Source organism: Paludicola sp. MB14-C6 (genome assembly GCF_030908625.1).
GTDB lineage: Bacteria > Bacillota > Clostridia > Oscillospirales > Ruminococcaceae > Paludihabitans.
This window is the reverse complement of the sequence record NZ_CP133133.1, coordinates 2,795,645-2,812,385: the sequence shown is the minus strand read 5'-3', so window position 1 is coordinate 2,812,385 and position 16,741 is coordinate 2,795,645. Positions and strand designations below refer to the sequence as shown.

Here is a 16,741-nt window from a genome sequence, read left to right as displayed (position 1 = left end):
GAATTAAAAGTATACAATTCGTATATTTCAATGTTAAAAATGTTATTTTTTTCACGTTAAAAGTTTGACAAACTCCCACTGTATTGATTTACCATTTTTGTGTAGATTTTTGTACTATTTTTTAGATAAAACAAGCTGTATAATAATGTTTAACTATTTTTCATGATATATACATAATTTGTTTACAAACTGTATGGCTTTTTTAGGTAAAATATACTGGCTGAGAGTTACTTAATATCCTAATAAAAAAATCTAATTCTAAAATTTTTATACAATTTATTTGTTATTTTGCTGTATAAATTTTTACCGCAAGCGAATACTAGCAATAGAAATAAATTCGCTCATTACCAATAAATGAAACGAGAATTAGGAGGCATTAGGATCATACCGTTTTGTAATGAAGAAAATTGACACCTTATGAAAAGCCAAGCCAATAGCTGACATTGTCCAGCGACAAATGTCGAGCCGTATTCATTTAATTTGATTTATATCGCTGGAGAAATGGAGAAATAAAGTTATGATGAAAGCAACCGGAATAGTAAGAAGAATCGACGATCTTGGTCGTGTTGTTATCCCAAAAGAAATTAGAAGAACAATGAGAATTCGCGAGGGTGATCCTCTAGAAATATATACAAGTAATGATGGTGAAGTTATTTTCAAAAAATACTCTCCTATCACTGAAATTTCAACTTATTCTAGCATGTACGCTGAAGTACTACACAAAAATGGCGGATTACCTTGTATTGTTTGCGATAAAGACCATGTAGTTTCTGCTGCTGGTATTCCTAAAAAAGAAATTCTTGAAAGAAGAATTTCCCCTCTATTAGAAGAACTAATGGAACAAAGAAAGAACTATGCTTATACCGATACAAGCAAATCTCCTCTACGCCCTGTAGAAGGTATTGACCGTTACGCAGTAGCTAGTGGTGTTATCACTGTTGCTGGCGACGTTTGCGGCACAATTTTATTCCTTTCTGGCGATTCTGAATCAAAAGCTACAGATCTTCAATTAAAGCTAATTGATATCGCTTCTGCTTTGATTGCAAAACAACTAGAAGACTAACTTTTGCAAATATAAGTTCCGAAACAAGGAAGACGATAGCTACGTTATTGTAGCTATCGTCTTTCTCTTTGTTTGTAATTAATAGCGTCATTGTACTTGAATCGACATTGTAATTGTGCTATATTGGAAATATCACAGTAATATATATGAAATTATACACGATTAAAAATATGTAGGTGGAAAGGAAAATGATTATGCTCGATTATAGGTATGACACGCAATTACTAATTGAGGGAGAAAATCTTTCAGAAGATGCAATAAATGATTATATTACAAATAATATTGAGGGTGACTGTTTACTTGCTGTTGGTGACGAAGATTTAATAAAAATTCATTTTCACACCAATGTTCCATGGAAAGTACTCGAATATTGTGCCTCATTAGGTGATATACATGACATTGTAATTGAAAACATGGATCGACAAGCGAATAATCTTCATGGCTAAATCAAACATTCTAATGCAAGCGTACAAAATAATATTGCCATATACCTAACACTTTACTATAGCAAATCCTCGCAGCCTACAATGGCGGCGAGGATTTTGTTATAAGATAATCTGAAATGCCTCTTTGATATTACTCACAGGTAATATTTCAATATTAGAATTCTTATTTAAGTTTATTTGAGCTACTGCATGCTTTGGTATGATAGCTCTGGTGAAGCCAAGTCGCTCCGCTTCTTTTACACGATCCGATATATTGCCTACGTTTCTTACTTCGCCACCTAAACCAATTTCGCCAAAAGCGATTATATCATCATCTATCGGCTTGTCTCGAAGACTAGAAACCAACGACATAGCAACCGATAAATCTGCGCCTGGCTCGTCTAATCGTAATCCACCCACAACATTAATATATACATCTAAATTGCCAAAGAAATACCCTGCTCGTTTTTCTAAAACTGCAAGAAACAAATTCATTCGATTATAATCAAATCCGGTTGCAGTTCTTCTTGGTGTTCCAAAGCCTGTCTTCGTAACAAGGGCTTGTACTTCTGCTAAAATCGGTCTTGAACCTTCCATGACGCAAGCTACACAGGTTCCGGATACATTGATTGAACGACCGGACAATAACATTAAAGATGGATTTACTACTTCGTTAAGTCCGGTTTGTGTCATCTCGAACACACCTATTTCATTGGTAGAGCCATATCTGTTTTTAACGGCTCTTAAAATACGATATGTTAAATTACGCTCGCCTTCAAAGTATAATACTGCGTCAACGATATGTTCCAACACCTTAGGTCCAGCTATTGCACCATCTTTATTCACATGGCCTACAATAAAAATAGGTATATCTTCGCTTTTGGCAATACGCATAAATGCGTTTGTGCTTTCTCTTACTTGCGTGATACTACCTGGTGAAGAGGTTACACTGCTAATACACATTGTTTGAATTGAGTCAATCATAACAATATTCGGCTTATGCTGCAAAATAGTATTGCCGATTACTTCAACATCAGTAGACGCTAAAATGGAAAGGTTATCGCTGTTTACATGCAGTCTATTTGCTCTAAGCTTCAATTGACGCACAGACTCTTCACCTGAAACATAAAGAATCGAAAGATTTTTTCCTAAATACTCACATATTTGAAGTAGTAGTGTTGATTTACCGATACCGGGATCGCCGCCTAATAAAACAAGTGAGCCTTTCACAATTCCACCACCGAGTACACGATCTAACTCACTGACACCGGTATGAAACCTCACCTCATTTTCAGTGTCAATTTCTCCAATGCGAATTAGCTCTGCAACATTGCTGTAATTATGCCCTATTTGTGCTTTATGTGCTGCAGGTGGTGTAGATACTGCTTTTATTTGCTCTTCAAAACTATTCCAATTTCCACATTCCGGACAACGTCCCATCCATTTCGGCGTTTCATATGCACATTGATTACAAACAAACAAGCTTCTTGGTTTTGCCATATTTACTCTCCACGCTTTCACTGTATTTCTTAAGGGATGCTTGTCCCATTTTTACTTATATAAAAGGCGTATTCGTAATACGCCTCATACTGTCGATAAAGTAAATTATAATTTAATAATTGCAAGATATAAGGTTTTTTCTTGCTATTTCAATATTGGGCTATCTGCCCAAACCTGGCCATGCTTTTTTGGCAATCGCCCCAAAAAGCATGGATAAAAAAACAAATTTGGCAGCTAAATCTCTTCTGTATTTCAGTTTTTGCTTTCGTTTAAAATTTTTCTACAGCCTAAGGCGTATTCGTAATACGCCAGCTAGTCTTCCATATATTTAGCCTTTGCAATTCCGCAATAAATTGTAAAAGCTACTTTTTTTTGATATTCCTCATTAGTCAATAACTTTGCATCATTCCAATTGGATAGAAATCCACATTCAACTAAAACAATCGGCGTTTTAGAATTATGAACAATATAAACATCAGATGTAGACCGCTTAACCACTCTCTTATTATTCGGCTGAAGATTATTTACAAAAGAATTTTGAATGGATTCTGCTAAAGATTTGCTTGCTTCATTTTTTCGCCCATAAAACATTTGAGCACCACTGGAGCTTTCGGCAACATATTCATTTTGATGAATAGATAACGCAATTGCTTTAGGATGGTTTTCAATAATCTTTAATCTGTTCTTTAAATCAGACGTTTTACTACTTTTTACACCAGAAATTTTATTCTCGTTAATTGCAGTGTCATTGGTTCTAGTCATAATAACATCGTAACCATTGGCAATTAATATATCCCGTAACTGCAACCCAATAGCTAGGTTAATGTCTTTTTCTAAAGCTTTGTTTACTCCAATAGCACCCGGATCAAAGCCTCCGTGCCCCGGATCGATTACTACTTGCTTGCACTCATTAAAATTAAATTTATTAACGCTGATTGTTGTTGCGATATTACTAACCGTTAACACAACAACTGCAATAATAACGATTACAAGTATTGTACCAAAAACAGTATTATATTGCCTAGACTTCGTAAACATACCAATATACCCTCCCCATTCGCATAGCAGATATGATATCACTTTCTATACAGTATATGGGAGGGTATATTGGTTATATACTAAATGGAACCACCATTATTGTTTTGTTTTTACATCTTTTTTCTTAACATAAACCAGTCTGTTCCATGGTTGAATATCATGATTTCCTAACAAATAGAAACAACCGCTTAAAACAGCAGGTATCATTGTTAACAGTCCAACACCAATCAGCTGCAGCCATGAAAATTCAGGCATCCATGGGGACACGTTGATGATATTAATGAAAGGCCAAATCTCTGCATTCAATAAACGGAAAACAAACAAGAAATTCGGAAACAATTCTAATTTTGTCATGAACAATAAAAGTACCATAACAAAATACGGAATAGCCGCAGCTAATCCAACACGGAATCCACGTGTTACATCTTTTTGTACTCTATTAAATTGCTGTTTATTTAAATCACGATACCCTTGTCGCCACATTGTTCCGTAAACAGGAAACGAATAGATAATTAAAAACAATACGCCAATAGCAAGTTGTATCAGCGGTTGTTTATCGTCATTTATAAATCCAAGAAAAGCAATTGCAAAGATAGAACAAACAATCCAGCCGCCTATATGGCTTAAAAAATTATCACGAGCATCTTTCCAAAATAATTTTGTTGTTTCTTTCATTGAGTTTCCTTCCTTCTGATGTAAGATTTATATTTGATAAAAATAATTACATTTTATTAAAATACATATAGAGCTGACATTTAATCATACCATTATACAGCTTTCTACGTTTTGTTGCTTTTTTACCATAAATGTTTTCAAATTTCTCAGATGGACTAATAATATAAATATTCGCATGCTCTGTTTCTTCAAATACACGCCCCATCTTTTTATAAATCTCTTCTGCTTGTTGAAGTTCCAACATTCGTTCGCCATAAGGAGGATTACAACAAATAATACCTGTTTCGCTTTTCATATCAAAATCAACAATATCTTTTTGCGTTACTAATATCTTGGAAAATACTCCTGCCTTTTTGGCATTTTCTTTTGTCAGTTCAACCGCTAACGGATCAATATCAGATCCATATGCAAAGAATTCTGCATCACGCTTAATTAAATCTAATGCTCTTGTACGTTCCTCTGCCCATAATTGTGGTTCAAACATTGGGTAATTTTGCGCAGCAAATTTACGTTTTAGGCATGGAGGAATATTCAAAGCTTTCATTGCAGCTTCAATTACAAATGTGCCTGATCCACAGAATGGATCGTAGAATACGCTTCGATCACGTACTCTTGCTAAATCGATAATACCGGCTGCTAAGGTCTCTTTAATTGGTGCAGCATTCGAGTTTACACGATAACCTCTTTTATGCAAGCCAGGACCTGTTGTATCAAGCATAATCGTAACTTCATCATTATGAATAGAAAATTGTATTTGATGTACAGCGCCCGTTTCAGGAAACCATTCCATATGATAATGTTTTTTCATACGCTCTACGAGCGCTTTCTTAATAATAGATTGACAATCCGGTATACTGCGCAATTGTGAATTCAACGACCAACCCTTTACAGGAAATGCATCTTTAGAGCCAATAAAGCTTTCTAATTGAATTTTTTGTGTTCCCGTAAAAAGCTCATCAAATGTGCAAGCTTTAAAGCTGCCTAATTCAATTAAAACACGCTCAGCTGTTCTTAAATTAATATTAGCGCGTGCCATCATAGAATAGTCACCACTAAAAGTTACTTTACCATTATGAGCTACTACGTTGTTTGCTCCCATACGTTTTAATTCGCCCGCCAAAACACTTTCCAAACCGAAATGACAAGGACTAACATATTTCAAAAAATTCATTCTTACCTCCGGTGCTTAAAAAGCACAAATGACTATAAAGACATAAAATCTAACTAATGTACTATTACTAAGTATATCATATATTTGCAGTTTGTGCAAATGTTGAAATGCTCCTACCAATCAAGGTAGCCTATTTCTATTATATTTTTGTGGCTTTTTTAACAGTTCTTACTTTGACACCTTGGTTTTCTAATTGCGAAACAAATACATTGCCATCTTCAGGCCTAATATAATATAAATCAATTTTAATCGGTTTATAATTTTTCACATAAAAAATTATATTATATCGTGTATATTCTACTCTTTCTATGTCTTTAACTGCAAAAACACGTTTTCCCCTAATTAGTCCAAAGTTTATCGTTACAACATTTTCATCTACCACAACAAAATGACGATACATTGTGATTAGATTCCATACCATAATTGCACAAAAAGCAATAATGATAAACAAGCCTACACTTGAAATGATTCGATAGGAAACCTCTAATTCACTAGAGATAACTGCTGATGATAGCAATACGATTGCTACAATACCGATGATACTCCATAAACAAATATTAAATATGGTTGACTTTCTACATTGTAATTTCAAAATAATCCCCGCCTCTTTTTTTACTATATTTATTTTACCACTTTTTTCGTTTATTTTCTATTAAGAAATTATGAATCACGTTAGAGCAAAAAAACGAGCATAAAGCTCGTTTTTGTTACTTAATATATCTTACAATTTCATCAAACGATTTACGTTTCTTTTCATGTATCTCTTCTGTTGCTGCATAACCTACACCGATTACCAAGCGAATCCGCTTAGTTTGGTTAATAGATAGCAATTTTTTTAATTTGCTTTCATTCAACCAACCCATTATACAAGTTGATAGTCCCAAATCAGAAGCAGCCAAACAAATATGTGCTGTTGCAATTCCAAGATCAATTGGTGCGTAATATTGGTTATGTGTCACTCCACCAATTATAGTTTTAAAATTAACTTTTTCCTCGATTACAATAATAAAAGCCGGGCAGTTTTCGCTAAACTTGTTCAATCCACAATCTTGCAAACAAGGTGCAATTTTAGAACAAACTTCCGGTTTGTTTGCAACAACAAAACTCCAAGGCTGGCTATTACATGCCGACGGAGACAACCGAGCAATTTCAATTATTTTGTTCAGTTTTTCTTGTTCAACAGGAGTTTCTAAAAAGTCATGACAACTTTCTCTCCGCATAACAAGATCATAAAAATCATTCATACTTTAATGTTCCTTCTTGATGTCAATTCTTGATGTCATTTTTACAATTATAAATTATACTATAAATTGATAATATTTGCAATACTTATACAATAATCGTCAATATATAATTTATGCTTGATTTGGTTAATATGAGTAAATTAGGAACAGCTGAATACTGTTCCTAATCAATTCAAATTATATTGTTTTTTCTTTATGTCTTGTAACATGGCAGCCAATATTTACGGCTACCGGAAGCCCAGCGATATGTGTTGGATGTTGTAAAATCTTAACGGCAAGTGCTGTAGTATCACCACCAAAGCCTTGCACTCCAACCCCCAGTTTATTTATTTCAGAAAGCATTCTATTTTCCAGTTCAGCATAAAAGCTATCTTCATTCGGTTTGGATACTGATGTACACAATGCTTTTTTAGCTAAGTATGCACAATGTTCAAAATCCCCACCGATGCCTACACCAACGACAATTGGTGGGCATGGATTCGAGCCTGCTTTTTTAACAGTTTTGCATACAAATTGAATCATATCTTCTACAGAAGCACTTGGTGTGAACATTTTTATTGCACTCATATTTTCACTGCCAAATCCCTTAGGTGCTACTGTAATATGGATTTGATCTCCTGCTACCATGCTTAAATGAATAATTGCAGGTGTATTATCATTGGTATTCACACGGTTAATTGGATCTTTGACGATAGAGCAACGTAAACAACCATCGATATATCCCTGACGTACGCCTTCATTGATAGCGTCATTTAACAGTCCACCTGTAAGATGTACCTCTTGACCAAGTTCAACAAAAATAATTGCCATTCCTGTATCTTGGCATATTGGAATATCAAGTTCTTTCGCTGCATTCAAGTTTTCAAGTAAATCTCCCAAAATGCTTTTTCCAAGCTCATTGGATTCGGTTTCTTTTGCGCTACGAATCGTAGACACCAAATCACATGGTAATACTTTATTGGCTTGAATACAAAGATCCTTTACTACTTTTGTGATTTCACTTGTTTGTATTGTTCTCATTCGCTAAACTGCCCCTTCACAAGCATACCATCCACAACGACATGTGTTGGTGATGCCATAACATCCAATGGGTTTTTGTTAAATACTAAAATATCAGCATCTTTGCCCACTTTAATTGAGCCAACCCTTTTATCAATACCTGCCATTTTTGCAGCATTGATCGTAATTGCTTCTAATGCGCTCGTTGTACCTAATCCTTCTTTTGCACTAATAGCAGCAGACAAAGCAAGGTATTGAATTGGAATCACCGGATGATCTGTGCATATTGCGGTTTCAATTCCAACACTTCTTAATATGCCTGCATTTTTAGGAGTTAATCCTTTTAATTCTGGTTTACTTCGATCGCAAATAATTGGTCCAGTAATAATTTTTGGCATAACCGTTTGAAGTTGTGTTGCAATTTTATAAGCTTCTGTCGCATGGACTAATACATAATCTAAGTTAAACTCTTCTGCTATACGAATTGCTGTAAAGATATCATCAGCTCTATGGGCATGAAAGAACGCCTTAATCTCACGTTTTAAAACCGGTATCAAAGCTTCACATTTCATATCATATTCTGGTTCATCCAATTCTTCATCTTCATGCCAACGTTCCATATCTTCCATATAGCGTTTAGTTTTTTGTAATTGTTCACGAATTAAAGCAGCTGTTGCCATACGGGTTACAGGAGATAGATTTTTTGCATTATATGTAGTTTTAGGATTTTCGCCTAACGCAAATTTCATTCCTACAGGAGAAGCAACAATTAAGTTATCAATTCGGTCACGTCTGGTTTTCATTGCACACCATTGACCTGCAATCGGGTTTGTTGAGCCCGGCCCTGTTAACACAGTTGTAATACCGGCATCTAAAGCCTCTTGAAAGCAATCGTCGAACGAATTCACAGCATCAATTGCCCTTAAGTGAGGAGTAATCGGATCGGTTTCTTCGTTTCCATCATCCCCTTCAAATCCAAGCCCATCATCCCACATGCCGATATGACAATGGGGATCAATAAAGCCCGGAAGCACTAAGCCACCTTTAGCATCTATATATCGTTTGGAAGTGACATTTAAATCTTCCATATAGCCGACTCTTTCAATTATTTTATCCTTAATTACAATGTAACCGTTATCTATGGTCTCATTTTCCATTGTGATAATTTTTGCATTTATAATGAGCATCTCTTTATACCTGCTTTCGCAATTTTCTTTCTTCTATTTAACCATATTTTCGGCATTTTTTCAATGTTTTTTCAGAATCAATTTGTATCAGCTTATAGAATATTATAAATCAGTAATTATTTGGATTTAATTAGTTAATATTTATACGTATATTCACAAAATAAAGTATAAATATGCATTTACAAGTATTAGTTAATGTGCTATACTAATGTTGCAACTCCCTTCATTACTCCATTTACATAATTTAATTTTGCTGCCTATTTGGCAGCTGTTTTTTTGCTATCATACTGTTTAAGCATATTTATAAAACATATTGGAACTCAATTTGATGATTACTTTACGCACATACAAGATGTTATACGAACAAATGCTACTTCACAATACGGCTGAGATAATAAAAAAGTCATCTTAAAAGATGACTTTTTTATTATAAATATGTTTTTAATCGTTCAATATTATTTTGCTCGAAAGTAAGAACTTCATTTGCCAAATCTTTTACGCAGCTTTGTGCAGATGAATATTTATGCAAGCACTCTTGTGCATCAATGATACCCATTGTGCTTCCTTGAATCATCATTTTTGCAATATGAGTGGGTGTATGATTCATCATTGTGTTGATTTTAACCATGCTTTTTGTCGCATACTTTGTCATTGGACTCAAATCCTTTGGCTTTTCGTTGCTTCTCATAATTTCAGTTTTTGCTTTTTTTCCAAGACTGACATAGCCTTGTTTTTGAGTAATTAAATCTTGTCTTAATCTTTCATTTGTTGTTCTGTTAATAATTGGGTCGATTGATTCTTCACCCATTTTTGCATTTTGATATATTTTTGTTAAAAATTCTATATTTTGTTCCATAAAATCACCCTTTATTAGTATAATCACAATCCGTTATTTTATACAGAAATCCTGTTGTCATTGACTAACTCTGAATACGAAGTATATAATAGTATTATTATTAAGAAAAGGTCTGAATAACTAAATGACAAAACTTTTAACACGCCTATTTATTAAAAATTACAAAGAAATTCATAATATGCAAGTAAGGCAAAACTATGGTTTATTAGCTTCAATCGTAGGAATTATTTGCAATATCTTTCTTTGCACAATTAAATTTATCGCAGGACTATTAACTTCATCCATTGCTATTACTGCCGATGCTTTTAATAACCTTTCCGATGCAGGTTCTTCTATCGTTTCCCTACTCGGATTTAAGATATCCGGCTCTCCTGCTGACGATGATCACCCGTTTGGGCATGGTAGAATGGAATACGTTGCCGGCTTAATTGTTGCAATGATTATTATATTAATGGGTTTTGAACTCGGTAAAACTTCTTTGGAAAAGATATTTCATCCTGAACCTATTGCGATAAGTATTCTCTCATTCAGTATATTAATTATAGCTATATTAATGAAACTATGGATGTATTTTTTCAATCTTAAAATAAGTAAAGCAATTGGTTCTATTGCTTTGAAGGCAACTGCAATGGACAGTTTAAGCGATATTATTGCTACTTCCACTGTTGCAATCAGCATGATCATTTCTTTTTTCACCGGTTTTAATTTAGACTCTTATGCTGGAATCGTTGTAGCTGCATTTATCCTTTATACTGGCTTTAATACCGCAAGAGAAACGTTAAATCCGTTGCTTGGTGAAGCTCCTACTTCTGAATTTGTAAAAGCAATTGAAGATAAAGTATTATCTTATAACGGCGTTGTTGGCACACATGATTTAATTGTTCATAACTATGGTCCAAACCGAACGATTGTTTCTTTACATGCTGAAGTGCCTTGTAATATTGATATCATGTCGATTCATGATACCATTGACAATATCGAACGTGATATCAAAAAAGAGTTTGGCTGTGAAGCTGTTATTCATATGGATCCCATTGTTGTTAATGATTCTGTTTCAAACGCCATGAAAATAAAAGTGCTGGCAATGGTTAAGCTGATTGATGCTTCCATTGAGCTGCATGATTTTAGAATGATTGAAGGACCTACCCATACAAATCTGATTTTTGATATTGTTGTGCCACATAAGTTTCGTATGACTGATAAACAAATTATCGAATCAATCGCAAATGCAGTAAAAGTTTTGGATAATACGCTCGAGGTTGTAATCAATGTAGATAAAGCTTATATTTCAAAATAAAATGTTTTTTTAGGCAGTATCAAAGTTATTTTGATACTGCCTTTTTATATGCCTTACTAACTGTTTAATACCAAGCATAATAACTTTATTCTTTGCTTTCACCGATAAAAGCTGTCAGCATATTATGATACTAGCAGAATGTTCTAAATATTGAACACAAAAGCGCAAAGTACAACTGTTTGCACTTTGAGAATATGTATCACGAAAGGAATGAAGATTTTTATGATTGATAATCTAAATGAAAGATCAAATGCAAGCACAGGAGATATAAGCATATTTACGAATCAACCTATCTCCTTTGGTATGGCATATGTACCGTATCAAAGCTGGGACAAAACATATGAACCTGCGGTAGGATTTATGAGAGGTACGCTTTTTCCTTGCTTAGACAAACCATTTTTAGGTGAGGAGGCTATTCCAAATGAAAGATAAGCAATCATTATTGAAACATATACAAATATGCGACTTTACGTTATTTGAGACAGCTCTCTACCTCGACACACACAAATATGACAAAGAAGCACTCGCTTTTTATCAAAAATACAAGGTTATGGCAGAAGAAGCAAGGCAAGAATATATTAACAATTACGGTCCATTGACAATAGCTGATGTTAACAATGATAAGGTTTGGGATTGGGTAACTACCAAATGGCCTTGGGAATACGGAAGTGAGGTATAATTTATGTGGCATTATGATAAAAAATTACAGTATCCTGTTAAAATAAAAAATCCGAATCCTGAACTTGCAAAGTTAATTATTACCCAATACGGAGGGCCTGATGGTGAGCTTGGTGCTTCTACTCGTTATTTAAGCCAACGCTACATTGCTCCATCAGGAGATGTGAAAGGGCTGCTAACCGATATCGGTATATCGTGTTTATATTGAGCCATTCCCTCTTGAACCTCGGTAGTTACTGCATTTGTTGAAACGCTAATTGTGGCATTTGGGGGTAGAACATCGTGTACACTATGGGCCACATCCTCATGAACGCCCATTATTACTGGGTTTGTTGGCATTTGCATATATTTTTCAAATTGCTTTAAACTTTCTACTACATATGTCCATTTTGTTGGCAAAAGATTGAGTGTTACCTGAATTTTCTGATCGCTAAAAACAGTAATTGTATCTAACAAGTTACCATAAAAATTTTCGCAATCTGTTTTTCCATATACAATATCCTCAACCTTTTTTGCAATATCTGTTTTCATATCATCGCAAGAATACTCTAGCCCTTGTTTTTGCTTTGCCATATTAAGTTTATTTGTTAGTTCTGTAATATCTGAATCATATTGCTCAGTCATCATACGCATTTCCTCTTTTGTGATACTTTGCGAAAAGAAGGCATCTAGTACGCTCTTTTTCTTTTGGATAATCGTCTCTAGCTGATGTTCGAGTTTAACTAAGTTAATTTGTTCCCCTTGTTCTGAACTTTTAATGACACTCGTTACAATATCTGTAATAGTATCAATCACAGCAGTTTTGTCAATGAGTAGGCTATCTACACTTTGCTTTAAGACATGCATTGCAATTTCATCGCGAATTTGTCTTCCAATGTTGCAGCCTACTTCATTCCCTGCTTGATCAATCTTTTTTGTGCCATATGCAGTAGCTACCCCACATCTCCAGCACTTATATTTGCTACCACTTTTGCGAGTTTTATATCGTGAAACAAAGGTGGCACCACATTCTCCACATTTAATTTTCCCAGAAAGTGCGTAGCGATTTCCGTGTCCAATTTTCACATTGCTACCTACATCTCTTCTCACTAATTCTTTCTGTGCTCTATCCCATAGTTTTCTATCTATGATTGCTTCATGATGATCTTTTAAAAACACTTTTTCTTCCGCATCATAGTTGTATTTCTTTTCATGGGATAAGTAATCAGGCGTGTAAGTCTTTTTTTGACACAAATCACCGCAATACTTTTCATTGCGTAAAATCTTTAGAATCACACTATTCGTCCAATTCGGACTACCTGTATATGTTTTGTAGCCTGCTTCCCGAAGCTCTCGTGCGATAACACTTGTGCCTTTTCGCTCTTCTACATACTTATAAAAGATAAGCTTTACAATTTCTGCACCACTTGGGTTAACTGTCATCATACCATTCTTCACATCATAACCAAGCATACTTCTCCCAAAGACAACCCCTTGTTCCATTCGCCTGGTCTGTCCCCATTTCACTCGAGTGCTTGTCTTACGACTTTCTTCTTGTGCGATACTGCCCATGATGGATAAACGCAACTCTGAATCTGGTTCTAGTGTGTTAATACCATCGTTTGCAAATAACACACCAATTCCTTTTCTTCGTAGCTCTCTTGTATAGGATATCGTATCTAGAATATTTCTTGAAAAACGGCTCACTTCTTTTGTGATAACAATATCAAACTTACCTAGATTTGCATCGTTAATCATGCGATTAAATGCTGCACGCTTCTTTGTCGAGGTGCCCGATAGCCCTTCGTCTGCATAGATATTTGCAAGCTCCCAATCTGGCTGGCGATCTATATAGTCCCTAAAATATCGTTGTTGACTTTCAAATGAATTTGCTTGGTCATCTTTATCCGTCGATACACGACAATATACTGCAACCTTTTGCATCTCTATCATCTCCTTCCTTTACAGTTTAACAGCAGTTTATTCTCTTTGCGAATGTATGGATTATTTTCTAAATTGCCATGCTAATTTCTCAATACATTGCTGGCATTGGATATCATTTATTACACCTTGTTCAGATAGGTTGAGTAGAACTGATTTTTGATACTCAAATAGGAATTCTGCTTGTGATTTTCGGTTTACCTCCATATCATTTTCTACGTCTATTTGCTTTATTACATCATTAATCATTCTGCCACCCCCTGTTGTCATTTACTATAACTATATTCGTGTTGTTCTAAAATTCTGCTTGTACATGCCACAAATATTAGAAGATTATCGCTATGGTGTAGCGTTTTTATTCTAGGATATAAAAATCCCCCTTACTCTATTTGCCGTTTAGAGTGAGGGGTGGGCGAAAATATTGAATAGTATTTACTATTTATTTATAAATATGAAAAAGGCAAACAACGTAAAAATGTTGTTTGCCTTTTGGTTGAATTGTAATGGTATTGGTATAGCAAGCATTGCCTAATGGGGACATTAGGCTTGTTTAGGGTAACCCTAAGACCTTATGTGGGGGGAAAAACAAAATAAGAACGTATAGCATCTCTACTATACGTTCTTATTTTGTATGGTAGTGAACAGGTATTTGAGATTAGACAAGTACTCCAGTTACTGTCACAAATTAGATAATCTATTTCTCATATCCGTTTGGATTATTACTTTGCCATCTCCATGAGTCCTCACACATTGTTTGCAAGCTACGGGTTGCTTGCCATCCAAGCTCATCTTTTGCTTTTTCAGGCGAGCAATAGTTCTTATCTATATCACCAGCACGACGAGGCTTTATTTCATAAGGTATTTCTTTTCCACAAGCTTTTCCAAAGGCTTTTACCATATCAAGAACAGAATAACCTATGCCTGTTCCTAAGTTATATGTATAAACTCCTCCGTTATTTTGAAACTGTTTTATAGCCTTAATATGCCCTATTGCAAGATCCACAACATGAATATAATCTCGCACGCCTGTGCCATCATGTGTATCATAATCATCACCAAATACGCCTAAGCAAGATAGCTTACCTACTGCAACTTGCGAAATATATGGCATAAGATTGTTTGGTATTCCTTTCGGATCTTCACCAATCTTACCACTTTCATGTGCACCAACAGGATTAAAATATCTTAGCAATACTACGTTCCAGCTATTATCTGATGTATATAAATCAGTTAATATTTGTTCTACCATCCATTTGGACCACCCGTATGGATTTGTACAAATACCCTTTGGACAAGTTTCTGTTATTGGTATAAAAGCAGGATCTCCATAAACTGTAGCTGAAGAACTAAAAATTATATTTTTGACATTTGCTTCTTTCATAGCCTTGCATAAAGTCATTGTTCCAGCAATGTTCGTTTCGTAATATGCAAGAGGTTCTCTTACAGACTCGCCCACTGCTTTCAAGCCAGCAAAATGAATAACAGCGTCCACATTCTCTTTTGAAAAGATAGTGTCGAGAGCATCTTTATTGCAAATATCTTCTTGATAGAAAGTGATTTTTTTACCTGTTATTTCTTCAACACGAGCAATCGCTTCTACATTTGAATTATAGAGGTTATCTACAACAACGACATCAAACCCTGCATTCAATAATTCTACACATGTGTGACTACCGATATATCCAGCACCACCAGTGACTAAAACCTTCATGGGTTATCTCCTTTGCCAAATATTTTATTCTAAATCTATCCTAATAAATCTTCAAATAAATTTTCAGAATATGCACCAATTGCAATTAGTTTCTTAAAAGAATCTATTACATAATCTTTATCTTCCTTATAGGTAACACCGAACCATTCATCAGAAGTCTTTAAAACTTTTACCGATACTTTATCTTCTTGCAGTAATTGTCCAACTAAAACTGGCAACAAATACTCATCTTTCTGCTCGTTGCCATCAATCGTTTGAAAGAACTCAACAAATCCATTTGCAAGAATATCAATAAACTCTGGGGTTAACCCCCACATATTCATTGATACAAATGAATTGACATCAATTTCGTTTCCGTTTACTGCTGCACCTTTATCAGTTTTCACAATATCATGTGTCTCAACAACATTAGTTAAATAGTCTTCTTCATTGACTTGACAAATACCTCTTGTAACTCCACCGTTTTCACTTAGTGTATTCTTCAAGATAAAGCCTGCCATACATAGCTTGTTTGGTTCTGAATTTGTATATGACAGTAAGAACTCATGGATTTTATAAAATGCTTCCTTACCATAATAATCATCTGCATTAATGACTGCAAATGGTTCTTTAATTAACCCTTTACAAGATAAAACAGCTTGTCCTGTACCCCATGGCTTTTTACGATTTTCTGGTAAAGAAACGCCTTTTGGAACATCCTCTAATGCTTGGAATGCATATTCCATTGTTACATTTAATTCTCTACAAATCTTTTCAATACGATTACCGATGACTTCACGAAAATCATCTTCTATATCTTTGCGTATTATAAATATAATTTTATTAAATCCTGCTTTGATTGCATCATGGATAGAATAATCCATAATGATTTCTCCATTAGGGCCAACTGGTTCAAGTTGTTTAATGCCGCCACCGAATCGTGATCCAATTCCAGCAGCCATGATTACTAATGATGTATTCATTTTGTATGTCCTTTC

General features: G+C 34.7%; 18 protein-coding genes and 1 pseudogene. 6 read left to right on the top strand and 13 right to left on the bottom strand.

Annotation, left to right across the window (positions count from 1 at the left end; all coding sequences use genetic code 11):
• The first annotated feature begins 520 nt into the window (after nucleotides 1-520).
• A complete protein-coding gene (locus RBG61_RS13370; RefSeq protein ID WP_307947281.1) occupies nucleotides 521-1,063 on the top strand; it encodes a stage V sporulation T C-terminal domain-containing protein in 543 nt (180 codons plus the stop codon).
• Nucleotides 1,064-1,257: 194 nt separating this feature from the next.
• Nucleotides 1,258-1,509, top strand: a complete 252-nt coding sequence (locus RBG61_RS13365) for a kinase to dihydroxyacetone kinase (protein WP_307947279.1) — start codon at nucleotides 1,258-1,260, stop codon at nucleotides 1,507-1,509.
• Between the two features lie 99 nt (nucleotides 1,510-1,608).
• Here the strand turns inward: RBG61_RS13365 and radA are convergent, their stop codons facing one another.
• The 9 genes from radA to RBG61_RS13320 form a co-directional block, all read right to left on the bottom strand.
• Complete coding sequence (gene radA / locus RBG61_RS13360; RefSeq protein WP_307944340.1) at nucleotides 1,609-2,988, bottom strand: DNA repair protein RadA; 1,380 nt, start codon at nucleotides 2,986-2,988, stop codon at nucleotides 1,609-1,611.
• 312 nt (nucleotides 2,989-3,300) lie between these two features.
• A complete protein-coding gene (locus RBG61_RS13355) occupies nucleotides 3,301-4,026 on the bottom strand; it encodes an N-acetylmuramoyl-L-alanine amidase (protein WP_307944339.1) in 726 nt (241 codons plus the stop codon).
• 96 nt (nucleotides 4,027-4,122) lie between these two features.
• Complete coding sequence (locus tag RBG61_RS13350) at nucleotides 4,123-4,701, bottom strand: hypothetical protein (protein ID WP_307944337.1); 579 nt, start codon at nucleotides 4,699-4,701, stop codon at nucleotides 4,123-4,125.
• 46 nt (nucleotides 4,702-4,747) lie between these two features.
• The gene (locus tag RBG61_RS13345; RefSeq protein WP_307944335.1) at nucleotides 4,748-5,872 is read right to left on the bottom strand and encodes a THUMP domain-containing class I SAM-dependent RNA methyltransferase; all 1,125 of its coding nucleotides are present in this window, start codon (nucleotides 5,870-5,872) and stop codon (nucleotides 4,748-4,750) included.
• 139 nt (nucleotides 5,873-6,011) lie between these two features.
• On the bottom strand, nucleotides 6,012-6,464 hold the full coding sequence (locus RBG61_RS13340) for an EbsA family protein (RefSeq protein ID WP_307944333.1): 453 nt from the start codon (nucleotides 6,462-6,464) through the stop codon (nucleotides 6,012-6,014).
• 115 nt (nucleotides 6,465-6,579) lie between these two features.
• Nucleotides 6,580-7,116, bottom strand: a complete 537-nt coding sequence (locus RBG61_RS13335; protein ID WP_307944332.1) for a nitroreductase family protein — start codon at nucleotides 7,114-7,116, stop codon at nucleotides 6,580-6,582.
• Nucleotides 7,117-7,293: 177 nt separating this feature from the next.
• Nucleotides 7,294-8,136, bottom strand: coding sequence for a fumarate hydratase (locus RBG61_RS13330; protein ID WP_307944331.1), 843 nt, complete (start codon nucleotides 8,134-8,136; stop codon nucleotides 7,294-7,296).
• Nucleotides 8,133-9,302 carry an amidohydrolase gene (locus tag RBG61_RS13325; RefSeq protein ID WP_307944330.1) on the bottom strand — a complete coding sequence of 390 codons (1,170 nt, stop codon included), beginning with the start codon at nucleotides 9,300-9,302 and terminating at the stop codon, nucleotides 8,133-8,135. The genes RBG61_RS13330 and RBG61_RS13325 overlap by 4 nt, the downstream gene beginning before the upstream one ends.
• Nucleotides 9,303-9,729: 427 nt before the next feature.
• A complete protein-coding gene (locus tag RBG61_RS13320) occupies nucleotides 9,730-10,158 on the bottom strand; it encodes a hypothetical protein (RefSeq protein WP_307944328.1) in 429 nt (142 codons plus the stop codon).
• A gap of 124 nt (nucleotides 10,159-10,282) precedes the next feature.
• Between RBG61_RS13320 and RBG61_RS13315 the strand changes: the two genes are divergently transcribed.
• From RBG61_RS13315 to RBG61_RS13300, 4 genes and pseudogenes are all read left to right on the top strand, one after another.
• Entirely contained in the window at nucleotides 10,283-11,455 is a 1,173-nt protein-coding gene (locus RBG61_RS13315) for a cation diffusion facilitator family transporter (RefSeq protein WP_307944326.1), read from the top strand.
• A 222-nt stretch (nucleotides 11,456-11,677) separates the two neighbouring features.
• Entirely contained in the window at nucleotides 11,678-11,887 is a 210-nt protein-coding gene (locus tag RBG61_RS13310) for a spore coat associated protein CotJA (protein ID WP_307944324.1), read from the top strand.
• Nucleotides 11,877-12,134 (top strand): spore coat protein CotJB, encoded by a 258-nt coding sequence (locus RBG61_RS13305; protein ID WP_307944323.1) that lies wholly within the window; start codon nucleotides 11,877-11,879, stop codon nucleotides 12,132-12,134. The genes RBG61_RS13310 and RBG61_RS13305 overlap by 11 nt, the downstream gene beginning before the upstream one ends.
• Nucleotides 12,135-12,137: 3 nt before the next feature.
• A pseudogene (locus tag RBG61_RS13300) lies at nucleotides 12,138-12,323 on the top strand (manganese catalase family protein); the annotation flags it as partial.
• Here RBG61_RS13300 and RBG61_RS13295 read toward each other — a convergent pair.
• The 4 genes from RBG61_RS13295 to RBG61_RS13280 form a co-directional block, all read right to left on the bottom strand.
• A complete protein-coding gene (locus RBG61_RS13295; RefSeq protein ID WP_307944322.1) occupies nucleotides 12,275-14,056 on the bottom strand; it encodes a recombinase family protein in 1,782 nt (593 codons plus the stop codon). The pseudogene RBG61_RS13300 and the gene RBG61_RS13295 sit on opposite strands and share 49 nt — an antisense overlap.
• Before the next feature lie 60 nt (nucleotides 14,057-14,116).
• Nucleotides 14,117-14,302, bottom strand: a complete 186-nt coding sequence (locus RBG61_RS13290; RefSeq protein ID WP_307944321.1) for a hypothetical protein — start codon at nucleotides 14,300-14,302, stop codon at nucleotides 14,117-14,119.
• A gap of 445 nt (nucleotides 14,303-14,747) precedes the next feature.
• Complete coding sequence (gene galE, locus RBG61_RS13285; protein ID WP_307944320.1) at nucleotides 14,748-15,764, bottom strand: UDP-glucose 4-epimerase GalE; 1,017 nt, start codon at nucleotides 15,762-15,764, stop codon at nucleotides 14,748-14,750.
• 35 nt (nucleotides 15,765-15,799) lie between these two features.
• Nucleotides 15,800-16,726: a nucleotidyltransferase family protein gene (locus RBG61_RS13280; protein ID WP_307944318.1), complete on the bottom strand. Its 927-nt coding sequence runs from the start codon at nucleotides 16,724-16,726 to the stop codon at nucleotides 15,800-15,802.
• Nucleotides 16,727-16,741 lie beyond the last annotated feature (15 nt).